A 19,075-nucleotide genomic window follows, 5' to 3' on the forward strand; every position below is an offset into this window, starting at 1 on the left:
ACTTCTGATCTGGATGCGCGGGCGTCTTAAATCGCTCGAAATGACCACTGAACAAGCAGACAACATGAGATTTCCCTGTTGCTAAGAAGGACTAGACTATGGAACTGAAGGACGAAATCATCATCAACGCCCCGAAAGATCGCGTCTATGCGGCACTGAATGATCCCGAGGTGTTGAAACAATGCATCCCGGGTTGTGAAGAACTAATCAAGCATTCTGATACTGAATTGGAGGCCAAGGTCTTGCTTAAAGTAGGGCCCGTCAAGGCGCGGTTCGGAGGCAATGTCACCCTGGACCAGACCGGCGCCCCTGATGCATTCTCGCTGTCTGGTCAGGGCAATGGTGGTACCGCTGGTCATGCAAAGGGTGGCGCAGATGTGACGCTGAGTGCAGACGGCGACAAAACGATCCTGCGCTATGAAGCCAAGGCCGAGATTGGCGGAAAACTGGCTCAGCTCGGCAGTCGTTTGATCCAGAGCACAGCCAAGAAGCTCGCTGGAAAATTCTTCAAGTCCTTCGCTGATGTAGTAAATGAAGGCGCGATGATTTGATCTTAATGGGTGGGGATGAAGCGGTTCTGTAAGCTTGCTCCACCCGCGAACGACCAGAAAGGCAAATTGTACCGCCTGCGCAACAACAAACGGGCTGAAAAGTTGTTAGGGATTCCGAAGATCTTGGCCGTTTCGGTACTGCTTCGATCGGCGCTTTACCAAAACCTTTCCTTCGTACATTGGGGTCGTGATTAAGATTATTTAGATATCAGGCATCTTCGATGTATCACCCAAAGCGATGGTATCGAAAGTGAATCAATTCTAACTCTTTGCCGCCGAGAGTGTCGCAGGGAACCTCTACTGCAATAGGTTCAAGGAACTCCTTGAGGTTGGTAAGAAGCGTCTGATGGGTATTAAAGTTTGTTTCATTCAGCCTGATTCAACACCACGCTTGCCGATCTGTGTCGGCGTGAGGGAATTGCACTGAGTCTTCGGTTCCGACCAAATCCACGCCCGTGAATGAACGTATTGGCGACATGCGCTGCGCAGCGACAACAAATTTCTACACTTGCGACTGAATGCTGCGTCAGCGAAGTATGGAATTCGAATGACGGTTAGTTCCGCAAAGTGGACTTACATCGCGATTTTGCGAATGACCAAGTTGAGCCCAAAGCGGTCTAGTGTGGCTGCCATTTCAGAGCATCATTTTGATTGGGAAACTTGGCGCGCAATTTAAAGCCGGCAGAGATTTTCCTTTCTGCCTTAGATCACCTCGATGCTAGGCTCGGGATAATTCGCCTTGCTGAGTATGGAAAAACTATGACCAAACTGAATGTCTCCCGTCGTACAGCAATAACCGGTCTTGGTTGCGCATCGATGATCGCGATTGCCAATGCCACATCCTCTTATGCGGCCTCGACATTGCAGGATCTTGGAGGCCAGCTCCAAACACTGCCTGAGATCACTGTCTACACAGCGCGGCGTGTCATCACCATGGAAGACAACGACCCGGCTATTAACGCGGTTGCCGTGGTCGGAGACCGTATTCTGGCCGCTGGCCCGCGCGACAAACTCGTTGACCGGATCGGTTCGCAGCCGTTTCGGCTGGACGATCAGTTCTCCGAAAAAGTTATTATCACGGGTTTGATCGACCAGCATGTGCATCCTTTCCTCGCGGGATTGACCCTGACCTCCGAGATAATATCGATCGAGGATTGGAACATTCCGACTGGCCTTTCGAAGGCCGCCGTCGATGAAGCAGATTATAAGTCTCGTTTGCAAGCCGCCGAAGCGGCTATGGATGATCCCGACGCTTTGCTGCTGACGTGGGGGTACCATCACTTCTTTCATGGCGAGATCAGGCGTGCGCAACTCGACGAGATCAGTAGCACGCGTCCAATCATCATAATCCACCGATCTGCGCACGAGTTTGTCCTTAACACTCCAGCATTGAAATTTCTGGGTATCACCGAGGATTTTGTTAATGGCTTTGAGGGGCTCGCTCTTGAGCAATCGAGTTTCGAGGACGGGTATTTCTTCGAGGCAGGCATGTTCGCCGTTCTTCCCGCAGTCGCTCCGGTGCTTGCTACACCAGAGCGCCTGGGCGCGGGTTTGAGGCTGGCGCGCGAGTATATGCACCGTGCAGGCGTCACAGTTGCTGCGGAACCGGGTGGCGTGCTGTCCCGGCCTCTTCAAGAAGCAACCAACGCGGTCTTTTCAGGATCCGATACCCAACTCAGGACCTATTTCATACCTGACGGGAAATCCCTGGCTGCCTTGCACTTTCAAAATGGTTCGATGATTGAGGAGACCGAAAAACTGCTGGACTGGGGTGAAGGTAAGACGGCGTTCATGCCGAAGCAGGTGAAACTCTTCGCCGATGGCGCTGTTTACAGTTTGGCCATGCAGGTATCGAAGCCTTATGTGGGCGGCGATTTCCACGGCGAGTGGATCATGCAGCCGGACGAGTTCAATCCCGTATTCGATGCATATTGGGATGCAGGTTACCAAATACATGTTCATCAGACCGGCGACCTTGCCGTGGACTTGATCTTGGACGCTGTTGAGCGAAACATGCGCCGGAAGCCGCGGGCAGGTCACCGTACAACATTGGTTCACTTCGGTTATGCGAGAGAAGATCAAGCAAAGCGGATCGCTGAGCTGGGCTGCATCGTCAGCGGCAATCCATACTACGTAACTGCGCTGTCAGATCGATATAGCGAGCTTGGACTGGGCCCGGAACGTGCGGATGACATCGTTCCCCTTGGGCCAATTAAGGCCAACGGCATTCCGATCTCATTCCATTCCGACGTACCAATGGCTCCCGGTGAACCGCTGTTCCTAGTATGGGCTGGCGTAAACCGAACGACCTTCTCAGGCCGTGTCGCAGGCCCAGAACACCGCCTGTCGGTCGAAGACGCTTTGCGGGCTGTGACTATCGATGCGGCCCAATCCTTGCGATTGGAGGATGAGGTTGGCTCTATCGCTCCCGGCAAGTTGGCGAACTTCACCATCCTTGAAGAGGACCCATTCGAGGTGGAAGCCGACAAGATTAAAGACATCGGTATCTGGGGGACCGTACTTGAGGGTGACATTTTTCCAGTGTCAGACGACTTCGATCTCGACCGCGCGTCATTATCGCCAAACCGGGATACAATAAATCCACCAACAAAGCCGCTGTATGCGCTTGCCGATTTATCGGGCATCGCCCAGAAAGGCATGCTTGCCGGATGCTCGTGTTGCGCTTCACCCGTATCTCAGTCGTGCACGACATCTGCAGCGGGAAAAATCTCTGCTGTTAGCTGTTGCGGGACCAATGCTTTGGGGTGGGCCGTCGTGTCCGAATGGGCCTCCAGAGTTTAGATTGGAGCCAAGCCAAGGATAGGTTTCGGTCGTCGGCATTGTCTGAAATGCGGTCGGTCGAACGGAATGATCGGCACAACTGCTTCAAGTTCAAAGTAGAGTTGCTAATCTTACTCTTCGCCAGCTTGCGGCAGACGATTACTTCACACATCGCGTGAGTGTTGAGCTTTCTACAGCCAAAGGGTTACGCTCTAAATCGGTTACAAATCAATCGCACGATCGTATTCGATAAGCACGTCAACACTTCCGCGAGGTACCAAATTGCACAAGCCTAGAAAAACAAACTTTGGTGCTGTAACAGCGTTGGTTCTTTCAAATACACTAATGGCTGCCCCTCTTGAAGCTCAGCAGGCCGTTCCGGTGACCTATTCGCTTGAAGCAGGCGTGGTTTATGGACAGGGGTTCGTGACGAAAGAGGGTGAGGAGGTTTCGCGCGACTTGTGGATGGACATCTATCATCCGACCGAAGCCACAACCACGCCGCGACCCGCTGTAGTCCTCACCTTTGGCGGCGCATTCCATCGCGGCAGTCCGCGGCTTACGTTTCAATCGGGTGGCGCTCAGGATACCTCGATGGGCAACTATTGCCGTCGGTTTGCCGCGAGGGGCTATACGTGCTTTGCAATCGACTATCGGCTGACACCCGAAGGGCCTGTGCCGTCAGGGGAAGGGTATCAAGCAGATTGGATCGCGCCCGACAGTCTGTTGCCTCTGTTGCCCCAAGCCAACCATATTCGGGGGACTATGGACCTGCCGCCGCTTGATTTCAGCATCCCCGAACAAGAGAAGACAATGGTTGATGGCGTGATCTCGGCTGCCGAAGACTTGCGCAAAGCGGTGCTTCATATCCGCGAGTTCGCGGACACATACGAGATCGATCCGAACCGTATCGCGCTTGGTGGCTTTTCCGCGGGTGCAGTAACATCTTGGAACGTCGCGCATGGTATGGGAGTTTCCGTCTCCGGCGTTTTTCTCCTGTCTGGAACCGATGCCGGGTTTGACGTGAACAAGGCTGTCACGGCCTCTTCAAACAGACCACCGATACTAATGTTTATGGGGCAGTATGATTTGGCAGGCGCGTTGTCTTCCGTTCCAATGCTCATCGATCACTACCAAAAAGTTGGCGTGGATCACGAGTTCGCATGGGTGCCGGGCTTCGGCCATTTCTATCCCGCTGGCGCAGCCAGTTTGGGTAGCGATGCAGTGAGTATGTCTGTGGAAGGTCGGATTGCCGAGTTCCTCGAACGCGTTATCGGAAAAGGGTCATAACGTTCAGATCACTAGCTGCAAGCGACAATTGACTGATGCGTGGCACTAGTCGCCTTGCGCAATGCCCGCTTAGTCCCGCATTGCATTCGATCGCGGCAACTTGCGTAAACGTCTACTTTGCGGACATTTCTGCCATTCGTTGCAGCATGACACCTATTACCAGTCACAAATAATTCAGCTGTTTAGATACCCAGAATAGGATTTCGGCAAGAACCCCAATTGCACCTGCTTTTTCAGTCACTACCAACGCTGTTCCAGATGTACCAAATGGTAGAGCTTCGAAATCGGAACTGTCAGATAATTCGATCAGTACCGGGTAGCTTGAAATACCGGTTAGCTCTCGTATTGAAGGAAGGCCTGAACGCAGATCCAGTGTCCCTTCGGCGGAGCCGACCGGCAAAGCAACAATGGTGCCAGAGAGCTCCGTGCCCGGCTGCGTACGCAGCGCCAACCTGATTTCGTCTCCGATATTCACATTTTGACGACTGGATTGCGGGAGGGAGGCTACAATGGCGAAATCCAATGGATCAATGAAGGTTATCGCACCTTGAAAAGTGGTGGCGCGGTTTCCAGGCCGTAGCGTAACAGCAGAAACGACACCATTTCCTGGTGAATGAACCTCTGTCTCTTCAAGACTCCATTTGGCTTGTTCCAACGCCATTTCAGCTTCTGACAATTGCGGCGTCTCGACCATCTATAGTAGCAGCAATTCGACGCTCTAGTCCCTTCTTGCGCGCTTGAGCTGCTCGGATACTAGCGGTTAGTTGATCAATCGTTGCCACGGCTTCTTGAAGTTGAAAAGTTGTCGATGCGCCTCGTTCTTCTAACTGAAGGATATCATCGCGCCTCTTCTGTCCGAAGAGAAGCTGGACATTCAAAGACTCGATTTCTGCCTCGGCTGCGGCGAGGTCAGTCACCAATTGGTCTGCAGAAGACTTCGCCGTTTCTAGAGAAGCCTCAAGGCGTGATACTTCAGAGGCAAATACGTCAGGGTCAATTTTGAAGAGTAGATCGCCTTTGCTAACCGATTGATTGGCCTCAACAGCTACCTCGACAACTGTTCCCGATACGTTAGGTGTAATGTTTGTCTCAATCCCTTGAACTGAAACTGGACCAGTGGGTGTCGTGTGATTAAGAGCTCCTATTACTACAAGAGCAATCGCTGCTGCGCCAGCGTAGATAACCGTTTTCCAAAACCGGTTCCACGGGAGCCATTTAAGCTTGGAAAACACCAACCAAATCAAGCCGAAGTAAAGACATAAGACGATGAGCATCAATTAACCTCCGAAACAGCGCAAGTTCCCTATCGCGCTTACAAACGCCAAAAAACTCGAACTATAAGGCATGGATGTCTCGAAACATATCGCCGTTCTCCCGATGCCAACAGCCTTCCAGGAAACCGCCTCGTTCAGGCAATTCTGAAAGTTCTCGTCCAGCTCAGTCCACTTATTCTAGGAAATAGTTTTAGTGACCGCGATGAAAACAAGGTAGGTGCTTATTTTTGCTGCTAAATTGTGATTTTTCCGCTCCCTGAAGCTAAGCCTGTCCAAAAGATCCGGTGGCATAAGTTGGGGAACGGTCCACTTACTCATCGTCCCCCGCCGAACTGGATGAAATTATCCAACATGGTTGACTTATAGCCAAAATACTTGGTCGAAACTGGCTTTCAGACTGTCTCCATAAGCGTGTCCGAAAGCACATCCTCGGAGAGCGCCCCCGGTGCGCCTATTGCGACAAGCCTTGTTTCGGGTTTGCGGTCACCCCAAGCACCATCCCGTGCAATGTCCATTCGTTTTCCAACCACCTGAACAAGAATGCGATGATCTGGATCCTCCTCGCTGAAAACAAAACCCTTGAGGCGATAAACGTCGCCCGGAAGCTTCCGAATTGCACTCCGGAGGGAAGACAGGCTTATTGGGCGTTCAGCTTTCATCATGGTCGTAGAAAAGCTGTCTGAGTGATCAGAGTGGTGGCAACCACAATCTGGCCCATGTTCGTGATGATCGGGTATTTCTGTTTCGAGCTGTTCGGCGGCAAAGCGACCGACTGAAAGAAGTATGTCCAGAGGGACGTCTGCGTTTACAGCTTCGACAAGACGATAGCGACGGAAGCGAGAGCCAAGCCAGTCGTACACCTTCTGAACTGTGGCCCTGTCGACAAGATCAACCTTGTTCAAAATGACCATGTCCGAGAACGCAATTTGACGAAGCTTCAGTTCCATTTGTTCTGGCGCAGCAAATAGCTGTTCCGCATCGACAAGACACATAAGGCTGTCCAAGCGGATCATGTCCCGGAACCGTTGATCCGTAAACGTCATCGCGATTGACGATGGGTCCGACACTCCGCTTGCTTCAAGGACGATGTATTCTGGTTTCTCAGGCCGAGCGAGAACAGCTTCTACCGTTTCAATCAGATCATCTCGTATCGAGCAGCAAACGCACCCATTAGCCAAGCTCATCACATCATCTTCGAGGCCAACCACCAAGTCGGCATCTACGTTTATTGATCCAAAGTCATTCACCAGGACTGCCACTCGTAATCCGTGATTGCCGGTAAGGATCCGGTTCAAAAGTGTCGTCTTACCGGCTCCAAGAAAGCCGGTAAGGATCGTAACAGGGATCGCAGAAGTCGAACCAAATTCAATCATTGTTCGATCTCCTCTCAGTCTTCATCACGCGAGCCGATTACATCCGAAACTTTGATGGTAAAGTCCTGCGGCCAGTCTCCGCCGGGTGCTCGGAAAACGTCAGTTGGGTAGTATTCGCGTGGATCGATCTCCATATCTCGATACTTCTGGTCTTGCTGGTCTGCGCGGGTGAGTCTTGGGTTCGGTAATGTGATTTCATCCGGAAGCTCAATACGCCCGGCCTCGGCCGCCGCAGCCAGTTCACGAAATGGTGGCACAGTACCGGATTTTCCGGGCAGAGCAGCTTTCCTGTACCAGATTGCATCCTTGGTCACGTTCACAACGGCTACATCGAGACCCCATTGGAACAGACCGTCGTAGTGGGCGCGAATACCAGCCAGCATTTCAGCGTCGATGTCTTCATCCTGGGTATAGTGTGTCACCATTCCCAAACGCGGTCTTGTGTCAGCAAAGAGCTTACCCACGGCATAGTGGGAGGTGTGATGCGTATCGATAGTGTAGTTAAAGAGATCTTGTGGGATACCGTATTTGTAGGTCATCAACTGACCAATATCCTGCCCCGACATTTCGGTTACAAAGACATCAACGCCTTCGCCGTATTTTCGTGAAAGCTCATCTGGGCGACCATCGCCGGTCCAAACAAAGCTCAGACCATTCCAATCGAGCCGATAACCAACCGCACCGTCCTTGGCATGACTTCGCGGCCAAGACCGAACAGTCACACCGTCTTCGTCATAAACAATACCACCTTCCTGGCGGAAATCGAATTCATTGACTTCGATCTCGTAGCCGTCCCCAATCGGGAAAACATCAAAGGCCTCCAGATGCCATTTGAGCATCTGTTGCATGCCTTTGACCATTCCAGCTGTGCCAAGCTCGGGCGTTCGACCTGACGGCCCATGGATGCGTAGTGGCGTGTAGCCACCCGACCAGGCACGGAAGGGGTAAATATACGGAATGTCGGCATAGTGGTCGACATGCAGGTGAGAGATGAAGATGTCGTTGATCAACTGCCCAGGCACTTGCATCGCAATGATGTTGCGGACACAACCGGACCCAAAGTCGAAGAAGAACCGTTTTCCATTCCCCAACTCCACCATGATACAAGTACCCGCCTGATCTTCGCGCGGCGGATATGGTGTTGAGCCGCAGAATGAGATGCGCATCTCATCTGGCCCTAATTCCTCACTCAGTGGGAAATAGTTCGCATTTGAACCCGTCATGTACTTCGTCGGACGGAAGTACTCCGGCAATGATATGCCGCCTGCGGGTCGACCACCATATGGGTTCTTGAGTGTTTCTCCTAGTGGGCCGTCTCCTTCGTGGGCCTCGGCAGTTCCTGCCGCAAACCCAGTCGCCCCTGTGGCAGCCGCTCCAGTGGCCAAGCCCTTTAGAACACTCCGCCGCGACGGGTCTTCAATTTGATCTGACGCCTGAACCTGTTTGTCGTCATGGTCTTTTCTATTGTCTTCCTTGGTCATGGATTGGTCCTCAGTTAGAGTATCTCACAGGTTGCGCTTCAACATCCGGCGAAGCTCGTTGATGAGTTCAGATTTGATGTGGGCCCATTCGGCGCGCTCTGAGGCCGTTATCGATGTGTCTTTCGAAAACGCAGATGCTTTATTCAGGTCCTTGATGACCTCGCCGAGTAGTGCATCCGTTTCGATGCGCCTCGAGAGCACATCAGAAAGTTCCGGAATTTCTTCAATCAGGTCCACTGTCACTGGAATAATCCCGACACCCACTATCTATTCTCAAATCAAGATGAGTGCGGTTGACCACAAAGGCCAAGTGAGTCACCGTGAGTTGGGGGTGAGTTGACATTGAACAAATCAAATGATTTGCCAATAAATCAACAAGTTGGCCAACCTTCTTCGGAACTCATCCGGGAAGCTCTGAGTCGAATTGTATCAAGCGACGGGTTTCAAGCTTCACCCCGACTCACGCAGTTTCTCACCTATATAGTCGAGGAAACTCTATCTGGTCGAAGCGCTCAGATTAGAGGCAAAGCTATCGCTGTTGAGGTATATGGGCGGCGCATAGATGGTACTGGTGGTCAAAACCTGGTTCGAGTTGAGGCTAGGCGACTGCGTCGTCTTTTACATCAGTTCTACGAAGATCACTGGGACGGCAACGGAGTTCGCATTTTTGTTGATCCCGGCGGATACAAGCCGCGGTTTTCATACGAATCTACAATCGAAGACCGTACATCAAGTGAACTGAAGAGCGACAATCCAGTTGGCCGTTTGCGTTCGCGGCAACTGCTGCCTGCTGGACTAGGTGTTGTTGCATTAGTCGCTGTGCTTGGCATCTGGATGAGCCAGGATAACAGGGAGGTTGTGCCGACAACACGATCCATCGAGAAAGCAGAACGTGTGGCGCTTGGTGAACAATCATTGACGATACTCCAGGCGGCCAACATTGCAGACCAAGCCCGAGGCATGTTTTTTCCCGTTTTTGATGTCAAACGTCAGCAGATAGCACTGGGAATGTTCCAGCACGCGATGGAACTCGACCCGGCTCTGTCCGACGGCTATGCCGGATCAGCGCAGGTCCTGGCGATCCTGGCGGTGTTGACGCCGGATGAATCACAAAGGGATGATTTCTCCAATCAAGCTTCAGAAATGTCTGAAAAAGCGCTTCAATTGTCCCCGGCCGACGCCTGGGCAAACAGCGCAAACGGTTGGGTGCTGGCTGTCAAAGGCCAGCCTAACGAGGCATTGAAATACGCAAGGATGTCGGTCGAACTGGCGCCGAATGATGGCCATATTCTCGATCTTGCAGGTATCTCCGCCATCTTGGCTAACGCCCCGGAATTTGCTGCCGAGGTTAGCAACCCGGAGAGACCCAAATCAGGATCCGGGAGGTTTGGTGCGAGAAACATCTGGGGCGTCTCGCAACTTATGCTCGGGAACTACGAAAATGTTGTTGAAGCCTTTCAGGGAGCGCCAGCTGCTGGAGCGCCAGTCAGTGCTCCTTCGCTCTTGTTCCAAGCCGTTGCGCACGATCAGTTGGGAAATTCAGAAGAAGCACGACGGCTCGTTGCTGAAATGCGCAGGACATGGCCTGAGTTTCCGTCCGAGTTTCTCGCCGATAGGATTTTCCACAACGACGTCAATACGCGAAATATGATACAAGAGACATTGAGTAGATATCCGCCCGGGTAATGTCCTGGTTAGCGCCTCCAACCAAAGTTACATTTTCTTGCGCAGTCGATTTTCAACGCGTCCCTAGTTCATGCCACGGAAATGTTATCTGTTTCCAAAGGGTGGGTCCGCTTTGGGCTAAGAACAGTCATCTGACATATTCAGAAGGACATTGACGCAGTTCTAACGGCTTAGTGCCTGCCATGCGGACAAAGCCGACATTACCGCTTTGGGCGCAAACGTCCTTGTTTCATTCTGCGATCAAGCTGCTCTCATCCTTGACGACGCGCAATAGCACATCTAATCAAAATTTATCTGCCAACCGGCACGACCCGGCCATTAGACAGCGTTTCGTCAGGACGACCTGATACAACCGAGGTCGAAGATGACAACCCAAAACAAGCATGCAAAGAAACGGATCGAAGGTAGACCCGCACTGATCGTGATCGACATTCAAAAGAGCACATTCATTGATGATCGCGAAGTGCGCTCGATTGATAATATGCCCGGCTACAGGGAACGCATGATCGCAGCGCGCGATCTGGTAGACGCAGCGCAAGAGTACAAGGTGCCCGTCATCTTCATTCAGGAGGTGCCTCGTTCCGATCACATCGACTTTGGTAGGGAGCTGGATGGCGATGAGGACATACACTGTCTCGAAGGCGATCCGCGGACGGAAGTTGCCGAAGAAGAATTGGGATATCGCGTCGGCGACTATCTGGTTCCGAAAAAACGTTATTCTGCGTTTTTTGGAACCGACTTCGAAATTCTATTGCGCGGCCTGAAGGTGGATACTCTGATACTATGCGGAGAGCGGACTGATGTCTGTGTGCACTACACGCTCGTAGATGGCCACCAATCAGATTACTTCTGCCGCGTTGTAGAGGATTGCGTCAGCGGGTCATCCATCCAAGCCCATGAAGCTGCACTAAGTGCAATGGAATATTTGCAAACCGGCGCTGTTCAGAACCGTGAAACAGTGATCAAGTCAATCTCGTTGCTCTAACTTGCCATTGAGCTTTTTAACAGCAAAATTGTTAGAAACTAAACCCGATCTGACCATTCGTCATACGTTGGGAAGTTGGTAGGGTTGAGCTTGGTGAAGCCGCTCGGAAGAATTTCGAGAGGGCCGGTTTGCGTAGCAACCAGCTGCTCAGTTTTTGGGTGGTTCGTAGGGATCGGACGTTCCCGGTGGAATCGGAGGGTATTCCTCGAAGGTAGCGATGTGCTCTTGCAGCTGCGGAAGCGCCTTTTCGACCGCCCACGTGTAAGGGAAAAGTACACTTTCGCGCTCGTGTGGATCGTTCAATAGATTGTAGACCCTTGGTGTGTCGAAAGACTCCGTTGCACCAAAAGCCGTCGTATTCTCTTTGAAAAGAACTTTCCAATCCTTCCATTTTACGCCGAATATTTGCTCTCCCATGTAAACGATCACGCCTTCTCGGTTTGAATTTGGCTGGACACCAAGAAAGAACTTCGACTGGTCGATACCATCAAAGGCCCTGTCATCAGGCACCTTGCCGCCTGCAAATGCCGCAAGTGTCGGATAGAGGTCCATCGAATGGACAACATCGTTGCTTGCTGAACCCGCGGGAATCTTACCCGGCCACTTGATCGCAAAAGGCACCCGCATGCTTCCTTCGAGGCTGGTGAACAGAGTGCCACGCCAGGGCCCGGCGGTGCCATGTACCGCTGGCACGGGCGAGACATTTGCGTTTCCAACCGGAAGAGCTTCGGGGCCATTGTCAGCAGTAAATATCACCACAGTGTCGTCGGAAACACCTGCCGCCTCGATCGCATCAACGATGCGCCCGACATAGGTATCCGTTTGAAGCAGAATATCGGCCCAAACACCATTACCGGTGGCGCCATCAAATTCCTCGGACGCGATATTTGGATAGTGAGTCTGAGTATAGGCAAGATAGATAAAAAACGGCGCTTCTTCGGCACTCTTCGCTTTGATAAACTCGATAGCCTTTTTCGTCAGGTCGCCGTCTATCTCGCCGCGATAGTCGAGATCGTAGTCCCGCGCGATGGTTGCTGGCTCACCTGCAACACCCTGCATCACAACAGGCTCTTCCAAGTTGGCTTCAGCAAATCCCGGAAGCGTGCGCCAGACTGTAACGTCAGTGGTCTCAACTCCGAAAAATTCGTCAAATCCTTGATTCGTTGGATATCGTCCTTCGGTCCAGCCAAGGTGCCACTTGCCGTACATGGCCGTGTTGTATCCCACATCCTTTAGCATCTCGGCCATCGTGAGTTCCCACTGAGTTAGGCCGTAGACACCGCCGCCTAGTGGGACCGTGTGGTTGCCGCTCCGGATGCCATATCGTCCCGTCATGGTCGCTGCGCGGGACGGCGTGCACTGGCTTTCCACGTTGAAGTTCGTGAGTCGCAGTCCCTCCGCAGCGAGGGCATCCATCTCGGGGGTCGCTGTACCTCGGATTATGCCACCTCCATTGAACCCGGGTTCACCCCAACCAAAATTATCTAGAAATATGAATACGATGTTTGGTTTATCTTGAGCTGAAGCTCCCGTGGCAAATTGAAGGGATAAGGCCAGTAGGAATGTTCGCGACAACCATTTCATAACAACGCCTCCAATCAAGATCACAGGTTCAAGTCTGACGATCCAGGCCACAAGTCGTCAAGAACACCCACTCGTTGCGGTATTTTCTCACAACGGCTGAGCGTTAAAGAATTGGGCGAAGCTGCGGTCCGATTTTGGTCGAACTTCCCCCGGGGTCCTTGTGCAAAACTAAGAAAAACTGTTGTTTTCCTTGACGAACAGCCAGCTCAGATGTTGCCATGGGCTAGCATTCAGCTCGGCTGGGAGGTTCAAATGAAGTTTTTTCTGACGACATCAACAGCAATAGTTTCCGCAGCATTCATAACAAGCTCTTCACATGCTCAAGAGGCCGCTCAAGGTGGGCAAGTTGGAGAGATGACCATATCAGTTGATGATATGCGTGAACCCGCGCCTGCTGATTTCTCACCTTATGCAGGTCGAAACTTTCCTACACGACCTCTGTGGGGTGACACTCACCTGCACACGTCAAATTCGCTCGATGCGCGGGGATTTGGCGTCATTCTGAGCCCCGACGATGCCTATAGGTTTGCACGTGGTGAGGAAGTCACCACCTCGCATGGCCTCCGTGTGCAGTTGTCGCGCCCGCTCGACTGGCTAGTCGTTTCCGATCACTCTGATGCCATGGGCGCCATGAATGAAATCGTAGCAGGGAACTCCACTCTGATGCGAGACCCAACGCTTCGAGACTGGAACGAGCGCCTCAACGCTGGTGGAGACGTTGCGCTTGGTGCAACAATGGAAGTTATTGAAACCTTTGCGGGCATCACCGGAGACGCTCTTCCCGAGGCTGTTTCAGATCGCAGGTTCGTACAATCCGTATGGGACGAGTTCACGCAAACTGCAGATCATCACAACGCCCCCGGCACATTCACTGCGTTCATCGGATACGAGTGGACGTCCACCGAAGCTGGCAACAACCTCCACCGCAATGTGATCTACCGGGATGATGCCATTCGCGCGCGGCAAATGCTGCCCTTCACAACCGCTGAAACCTTTAATCCAGAACGGCTATGGGACTGGATGGAAACTTATGAACTAGAGACTGGCGGTCGTGTACTGGCCCTTGCCCACAACGGTAACGTCTCCAATGGCCTGATGTTTCCTGTCGAGACCAACCCTGAAACGGGTGAACCTTTGACAGAAGATTACGCAGAGCGGCGTGCCAAGTGGGAGCCGATGTATGAGATCACCCAGATCAAGGGCGATGGAGAAACCCACCCGTTTCTCAGCCCGAATGATGAGTTCGCGGACTATGAAACCTGGGATAAGTCAAACCTGGGTCCGACACCCAAAGAAGACTGGATGCTTCAGTACGAATACGCGCGTGAGGCTTTGAAGAATGGTCTTAAACTAGAGGCTCAACTCGGCACCAATCCATACAAGTTCGGAGTAGTGGGCTCGACCGACAGCCATACGGCTTTGGCAACGGCGGAAGAAGACAATTTCTTTGGCAAACACTCCGGTGTCGAACCGGAACCTGGCCGTTGGCAGCATGTCGTTGGCGAGTTCGATACGACAAGGATTCTTGGATGGGAAATGGCAGCCTCAGGTTATGCTGCAGTCTGGGCAGAAGATAACACGCGCGAAGCGATATTCGATGCCATGGAGAGGAAAGAAGTATATGGGACGACTGGTAGTCGCATCGCGGTTCGCTTCTTTGGTGGCTGGGACTTTACTGAAGCTGATGCAAAATCTCGTTTGCCCGCCGACGTCGGATATGAAAAAGGCGTTCCGATGGGTGGGGACCTCGCAATCGCTACAGAAGGCGCGGACGCCCCGACATTCCTGGTTGCTGCCCTGAAAGACCCGTTTTCCGGCAATCTCGACCGTATTCAGATTGTGAAAGGCTGGTTAAATGCCAACGGCGACACTGAAGAGCGGGTTTATGACGTGGCATGGTCGGGAGACCGCGAACCTGATGCGGACGGCAACCTACCGGCGGTGGGGAATACCGTGGATGTTGCAACGGGTACGTTTACCAATTCGATAGGATCCCCGGAACTGATCACTGTTTGGACGGACCCTGAATTCGATCCTTCTGTGCGGGCTTTCTACTACGCCCGCGTCCTGGAAATTCCCACACCGAGGTGGACAATTTACGATGCCGTTCGGTTCGGAGACGAATTGCCTGCTGAAGTGCCGACCTCAACACAGGAACGCGCTTACACTTCTCCAATTTGGTATACTCCCGGGGGTGAGATTAATAAACCGATTTTTTCGGTTCTGTCGCAAAGTTCGCCCTCACCTGTCAGGGTGTGTGCATTTCTGGTAGCGCGCACTAGAACATGACAGGAGCAGGCCGTGACGATCTAATTTAAGGGCGCGCATTTTCCGAAAGACGTGATCTTGCATGCGGTTTTCTTCTACCTGCGCTACGGTGTTTCCCGGGATCTGGAGGAAATCATGGCGGAACGTGGCGTTGATCTGGATCATGCAACGCTAAACCGCTGGGTCAGTCGATATGCTGGCCTCATTGCCGAAACAGCGCGGTATAGAAAGCGTCCAGCAGACCGTTCGTGGCGCATGGATGAAAGGTCAATTCACGCCCGGACTCCGCCCGTTTCAGCAGTTCGCCCAACTGGTAGGGTAAACTGCTCATCAATTTCACTCATACTCGGTCATCCAAAAAAAATGCGACAGAACCCTTGCTATCTAGTTGTATTGTTAGGTTTTGGTGTAGCCTAGGGCCACCATACCCTCATTGAAAACGCTGCGTTTTCCGCCAGCTGGGACATCTCGCCCACACACAAAACCCCACATATTACTGAATTCTCCTGACTTCAACTGCTGTCAATTGGGCAAATGAAACCAATTTGGCAGTCCAAAACCTTGATGTCGCGCGGTGCTATCACCTTCATCCAGACAACTTGGCCAACGTGCGTTCAACATTGAGGAATGGAAATTGAGAATTGAGTGGGAGCATCCTAGGTGGTTTGCATGTCTTGTAACTAAGGAATTGAGCGTTGAGCATGTTATGCCAGATGGCCTTGGAGGCATCCTCACGTCTTGATTTCTTTGTGGGAATGCAACAGCCGATTTGGTTTTTCACTTGAAGGAGCGGAACACCTCGCTCTCGAACTCCGTAACCCACGGGTCAATCCCAAGACAGTGACAAGAACGCAAAGTTAAGCTATTATGTCAGTATTATTGACGTATAAATGACGAGATTGACGGTTCTATGCCCCATGACGAGCAACAAGCTAAACGCGGCCCGGATGGCAAGTTCCTGCCCGGGCACAAACCGCCAAAGTCAACCGGCCGACCGCGGGGCGCAAATGGCATTAAAGCACGCGCAGCACGGCTTGCGGGCGAACGGCTTGAAGAGATGCTCGGGCGCGCCACTGACGTAATTTCCGACGAGCTTGATAACGGCAATCCAACCGTAGCCCAATGGCTCGTTGATCGGGTCCGGCCTCCTACACGCTCTGACTTCGTTCAATTGGCTGACAGGAACAAATTGAGCTCAATTGAAGATATCCTCGTCGCTTCAGAGCGGACCACAACTGCAGCATCGCGGGGCGAAATCAGCTTGCAACAGGCAAGGCTTCTTCAGGATGTCCTGGGTCGTCACGCCCAGCTCAAAGGGCTTGAAGAACTGTCCGCACTCCGTGCGGAGGTCGAGGAAATGCGACGTACGGATAGAACGACCGCCGCAATTGATAAGTCACTGCTACCAAAATGGGGCCGCCTAAGCGAGGAACAAAAATGAAGAGAGGGTCATGGACAGACAACGGAGGAATGGCTGGAACTCGCCTGCCCATTTCTGATAGCACCGCCATCAAGGCTGCACTAAAAGCCGCAATCGAAGCGGCTGATAGGTTAGAGATATCAATCCGGCATTCTGAAAAGATAGGTGCTCTGCCTCCAAACCTAATGTCTGGTCAGCGTGAACTCTACGAGGCAAGACGACTACTGGCTTCGGGTATCGCGCACTTAGGAGAAAAGCGTTATTAGCAACACTTGTACGAACTGAAGCAAGAAGACGCATTTCCCGCTTCAGTAAAATTTTCCGCGAAGGAGGCGTTCAAGCAAGTTGCAACGAATGTCCCCTTCGAGCCCAAAGCGGACACATACGCATATTGAATTTCTTGGCCGTTTCTACGGAAACCACAACCCATTGGGTGCATGATCACCAGCGCGATCGTCGCTTGGATGCTCCACTTGGCCTGAAGACTAGCCAACGAGAAATGCGGCGTGACGACAAAGCAAAACAATCAACATCAATCTGGATCAATTTATGCAGTTCAGGATTTCATCACACAGGCAAGATATTGTGGTTTACCCTGAACAAGTTGGTGGGGTCGTATGTGCCCTTGATCTTAGAAAGCTTCTCACCGTTGTCACCATATGCACCTGCCATGTGGTCCGCTTCGTCTTCGGGCATAAAGTTGACATACGCACTTCCGGTCGCGTGCGGTTGCATCTGGTCGTAAAGATCTCGCGCCCAAGAAATACAATCGGCATCCTTGCTGGGATCCTCCCAACGCGTGTGAACATTCATGATGAAGTGAGCAGATCTTTCGGGATAAGCGGTTGAACCTGCCTCGACGCGCGCCATTGCTCCACCCACATGGGCAATAAAAACTTCACACGCCGGGTCAGGAAGGTTGGAAATCGCTTCCAAGAGTCCTGAGATTGCATCCGAAGAAAGCGCATCGAAATCATGGCTCTTCCAGTAATTCCTGGCGCCTGGCGTCAACAAAGGATCAAAGGCGGCCTGCCAGTCAACGAAATTGTGGGGAGATATCACATCGGCGATTGGTTCACCTAGCGCGCGTAGTGCCGCCATAGCTTTTTCACCTTCTTCCATCGGCCCGCTATAGCAGGCTGCAAAGATCAGCACCTCTCGCCCATGCCACTCAACTGGCAAGAACGGTAGAGGGGGCGCTTTTCGCATCACGCTCCAGACGGTCAGCTCATCCGGGGAAGTGTCAGCAATCTTCGCAAATTCAGCGAGGAGCTCTGACGCATTTTCTATCGGATGAACAATGAGGCCAGACAGGACATCGGGTCCTAGCCCATGCAGTTGGAATTCAAATGAGGTTACGACACCGAAGTTCCCACCCCCGCCGCGGATAGCCCAGAAAAGTTCCGGGTGGCTTGTAGGGGATGCGGTTACAATGGCTCCGTCCGCAGTCACGACTTCTGCTGAGAGCAGGTTGTCGATCGTCATGCCAAATTTCCGAGTGGTCCATCCAAAGCCGCCGCCAAGGGTGAGGCCCGCGATGCCCGTGGTTGAGTTGATGCCAACGGGAACGGCAAGCCCATGGGCCTGAGTTTCGCGATCCACATCTCCAAGCAGTGCTCCCGGCGCAACCCGAGCGGTCTTGTTGCCAGGGTCGACGTGAACAGATCGCATCTGGGACAGATCGAGCAACACAGTTTCATCTGCGACAGCGTGCCCAGCAATCTGATGCCCACCTGACCGAACTGACATAACAAGGTCGGTGTCTCGTACGAAATTCACTGCCTTCTGCACATCGCTTGCCCCCAGAGCGCGGATCACGAAACCTGGGTAACGTTCGAACATGCTGTTCCACGTTGTTCTTGCGTCTTCGTATTCCGGGGTGCCTTTATGGTAGACCCCGCCGCGAAGTGATGCATCAAGAGCGTCCAAGGTGTCTTGATGCACAATAGCTGTACTTCCGTCGAGTGTTTTCAGGTCAAACATGCGTAAGCCTCCCAATAGTCAGGTCAGGCTTCTTGCAGGGCTGCCTCAGCTAATTGCTATTTCCGTCGCGTTGTCTCGCGAAGTCGTTTCATTGAGTTGGGAAAAAATGGCTGCTGGTCAGGCGAATATTGCCGGATCAATCCGATCCACGGGTGTTATCACATCGGCAGGAATATTCAGGCGCTCAGCCGCCTTCCTGAGGCTCTCCTCATCAGGGGCTTCATACAAGCAGTATGTTTTGCGCTTATCTGCACTGAGAAATGAAAATATCCATTCAACGCCGACTTCGTCATTGATTTCTTTGATGTGAATTTTGTCATCATCGCTGACGTTTAGTTGCTCAGCAAAATTTCGTTCAATTATGTACCTAGGCATAAAGTCCCCCAAATAATTCAAGTG

15 protein-coding genes and 1 pseudogene are annotated in these 19,075 nt (G+C 52.3%); 8 read left to right on the top strand and 8 right to left on the bottom strand.

Translation table 11 applies throughout. The features are described 5' to 3' along the window. The first annotated feature begins 98 nt into the window (after nucleotides 1-98). The 3 genes from AC1DFB_RS01100 (at nucleotide 99) to AC1DFB_RS01110 (ending at nucleotide 4,622) form a co-directional block, all read left to right on the top strand. Nucleotides 99-551, top strand: coding sequence for an SRPBCC family protein (locus tag AC1DFB_RS01100; protein WP_170625156.1), 453 nt, complete (start codon nucleotides 99-101; stop codon nucleotides 549-551). Between the two features lie 759 nt (nucleotides 552-1,310). After that, nucleotides 1,311-3,353, top strand: a complete 2,043-nt coding sequence (locus AC1DFB_RS01105) for an amidohydrolase (protein WP_480761338.1) — start codon at nucleotides 1,311-1,313, stop codon at nucleotides 3,351-3,353. Nucleotides 3,354-3,677: 324 nt separating this feature from the next. Continuing rightward, complete coding sequence (locus AC1DFB_RS01110; protein WP_170403767.1) at nucleotides 3,678-4,622, top strand: alpha/beta hydrolase; 945 nt, start codon at nucleotides 3,678-3,680, stop codon at nucleotides 4,620-4,622. A gap of 163 nt (nucleotides 4,623-4,785) precedes the next feature. Here the strand turns inward: AC1DFB_RS01110 and AC1DFB_RS01115 are convergent, their stop codons facing one another. The 5 genes from AC1DFB_RS01115 to AC1DFB_RS01135 all read right to left on the bottom strand — a co-directional run bounded on the left by AC1DFB_RS01115 (nucleotide 4,786) and on the right by AC1DFB_RS01135 (nucleotide 8,993). Further along, on the bottom strand, nucleotides 4,786-5,316 hold the full coding sequence (locus tag AC1DFB_RS01115) for an HlyD family secretion protein (protein ID WP_480921936.1): 531 nt from the start codon (nucleotides 5,314-5,316) through the stop codon (nucleotides 4,786-4,788). After that, entirely contained in the window at nucleotides 5,285-5,896 is a 612-nt protein-coding gene (locus AC1DFB_RS01120) for an HlyD family secretion protein (protein WP_480922634.1), read from the bottom strand. The genes AC1DFB_RS01115 and AC1DFB_RS01120 overlap by 32 nt, the downstream gene beginning before the upstream one ends. Before the next feature lie 392 nt (nucleotides 5,897-6,288). Next, complete coding sequence (locus AC1DFB_RS01125; protein ID WP_170734243.1) at nucleotides 6,289-7,269, bottom strand: CobW family GTP-binding protein; 981 nt, start codon at nucleotides 7,267-7,269, stop codon at nucleotides 6,289-6,291. Nucleotides 7,270-7,283: 14 nt separating this feature from the next. Next, nucleotides 7,284-8,750, bottom strand: coding sequence for a guanitoxin biosynthesis MBL fold metallo-hydrolase GntH (gntH, locus tag AC1DFB_RS01130; protein ID WP_480921937.1), 1,467 nt, complete (start codon nucleotides 8,748-8,750; stop codon nucleotides 7,284-7,286). A gap of 24 nt (nucleotides 8,751-8,774) precedes the next feature. Continuing rightward, the gene (locus AC1DFB_RS01135) at nucleotides 8,775-8,993 is read right to left on the bottom strand and encodes a hypothetical protein (protein WP_480762179.1); all 219 of its coding nucleotides are present in this window, start codon (nucleotides 8,991-8,993) and stop codon (nucleotides 8,775-8,777) included. Between the two features lie 93 nt (nucleotides 8,994-9,086). Here AC1DFB_RS01135 and AC1DFB_RS01140 point away from each other — a divergent pair, with 93 nt between their 5' ends. Both AC1DFB_RS01140 and AC1DFB_RS01145 read left to right on the top strand, forming a co-directional pair. Next, nucleotides 9,087-10,436 carry a tetratricopeptide repeat protein gene (locus tag AC1DFB_RS01140; protein ID WP_480921938.1) on the top strand — a complete coding sequence of 450 codons (1,350 nt, stop codon included), beginning with the start codon at nucleotides 9,087-9,089 and terminating at the stop codon, nucleotides 10,434-10,436. Between the two features lie 364 nt (nucleotides 10,437-10,800). Continuing rightward, entirely contained in the window at nucleotides 10,801-11,421 is a 621-nt protein-coding gene (locus tag AC1DFB_RS01145) for a cysteine hydrolase family protein (protein WP_480921939.1), read from the top strand. Between the two features lie 147 nt (nucleotides 11,422-11,568). On the opposite strand, the gene AC1DFB_RS01150 is transcribed toward AC1DFB_RS01145, so the two are convergent. Beyond that, complete coding sequence (locus AC1DFB_RS01150) at nucleotides 11,569-13,056, bottom strand: arylsulfatase (protein WP_480921940.1); 1,488 nt, start codon at nucleotides 13,054-13,056, stop codon at nucleotides 11,569-11,571. A gap of 303 nt (nucleotides 13,057-13,359) precedes the next feature. On the opposite strand from AC1DFB_RS01150, the gene AC1DFB_RS01155 reads away from it, so the two are divergent. The 3 genes and pseudogenes from AC1DFB_RS01155 to AC1DFB_RS01165 all read left to right on the top strand — a co-directional run bounded on the left by AC1DFB_RS01155 (nucleotide 13,360) and on the right by AC1DFB_RS01165 (nucleotide 16,714). Beyond that, complete coding sequence (locus tag AC1DFB_RS01155) at nucleotides 13,360-15,294, top strand: DUF3604 domain-containing protein (RefSeq protein ID WP_480921941.1); 1,935 nt, start codon at nucleotides 13,360-13,362, stop codon at nucleotides 15,292-15,294. 51 nt (nucleotides 15,295-15,345) lie between these two features. Next, nucleotides 15,346-15,555 (top strand): annotated as a pseudogene (locus tag AC1DFB_RS01160) (IS6 family transposase); the annotation flags it as partial. Between the two features lie 628 nt (nucleotides 15,556-16,183). Further along, nucleotides 16,184-16,714, top strand: coding sequence for a hypothetical protein (locus AC1DFB_RS01165; RefSeq protein WP_170402035.1), 531 nt, complete (start codon nucleotides 16,184-16,186; stop codon nucleotides 16,712-16,714). Nucleotides 16,715-17,260: 546 nt separating this feature from the next. On the opposite strand, the gene AC1DFB_RS01170 is transcribed toward AC1DFB_RS01165, so the two are convergent. Together AC1DFB_RS01170 and AC1DFB_RS01175 are read right to left on the bottom strand one after the other, a co-directional pair. Continuing rightward, complete coding sequence (locus tag AC1DFB_RS01170) at nucleotides 17,261-18,676, bottom strand: FAD-binding oxidoreductase (RefSeq protein WP_480921942.1); 1,416 nt, start codon at nucleotides 18,674-18,676, stop codon at nucleotides 17,261-17,263. A 117-nt stretch (nucleotides 18,677-18,793) separates the two neighbouring features. Further along, on the bottom strand, nucleotides 18,794-19,072 hold the full coding sequence (locus AC1DFB_RS01175; protein ID WP_480921943.1) for a DUF4242 domain-containing protein: 279 nt from the start codon (nucleotides 19,070-19,072) through the stop codon (nucleotides 18,794-18,796). Between the last annotated feature and the right edge of the window lie 3 nt (nucleotides 19,073-19,075).

Source organism: Ruegeria sp. S84 (assembly GCF_056583445.1).

Bases quoted from the DNA above. Each gene is read 5' to 3' on its own strand.
- AC1DFB_RS01155 (WP_480921941.1), top strand. From the start codon at position 13,360: ATGACCATATCAGTTGATGATATGCGTGAACCCGCGCCTGCTGATTTC.
- AC1DFB_RS01120 (WP_480922634.1), bottom strand. From the start codon at position 5,896: ATGCTCATCGTCTTATGTCTTTACTTCGGCTTGATTTGGTTGGTGTTT.
- AC1DFB_RS01105 (WP_480761338.1), top strand. From the start codon at position 1,311: ATGACCAAACTGAATGTCTCCCGTCGTACAGCAATAACCGGTCTTGGT.
- AC1DFB_RS01145 (WP_480921939.1), top strand. From the start codon at position 10,801: ATGACAACCCAAAACAAGCATGCAAAGAAACGGATCGAAGGTAGACCC.
- AC1DFB_RS01115 (WP_480921936.1), bottom strand. From the start codon at position 5,316: ATGGTCGAGACGCCGCAATTGTCAGAAGCTGAAATGGCGTTGGAACAA.
- AC1DFB_RS01165 (WP_170402035.1), top strand. From the start codon at position 16,184: ATGCCCCATGACGAGCAACAAGCTAAACGCGGCCCGGATGGCAAGTTC.
- AC1DFB_RS01170 (WP_480921942.1), bottom strand. From the start codon at position 18,676: ATGTTTGACCTGAAAACACTCGACGGAAGTACAGCTATTGTGCATCAA.
- gntH (WP_480921937.1), bottom strand. From the start codon at position 8,750: ATGACCAAGGAAGACAATAGAAAAGACCATGACGACAAACAGGTTCAG.
- AC1DFB_RS01110 (WP_170403767.1), top strand. From the start codon at position 3,678: ATGGCTGCCCCTCTTGAAGCTCAGCAGGCCGTTCCGGTGACCTATTCG.
- AC1DFB_RS01125 (WP_170734243.1), bottom strand. From the start codon at position 7,269: ATGATTGAATTTGGTTCGACTTCTGCGATCCCTGTTACGATCCTTACC.
- AC1DFB_RS01100 (WP_170625156.1), top strand. From the start codon at position 99: ATGGAACTGAAGGACGAAATCATCATCAACGCCCCGAAAGATCGCGTC.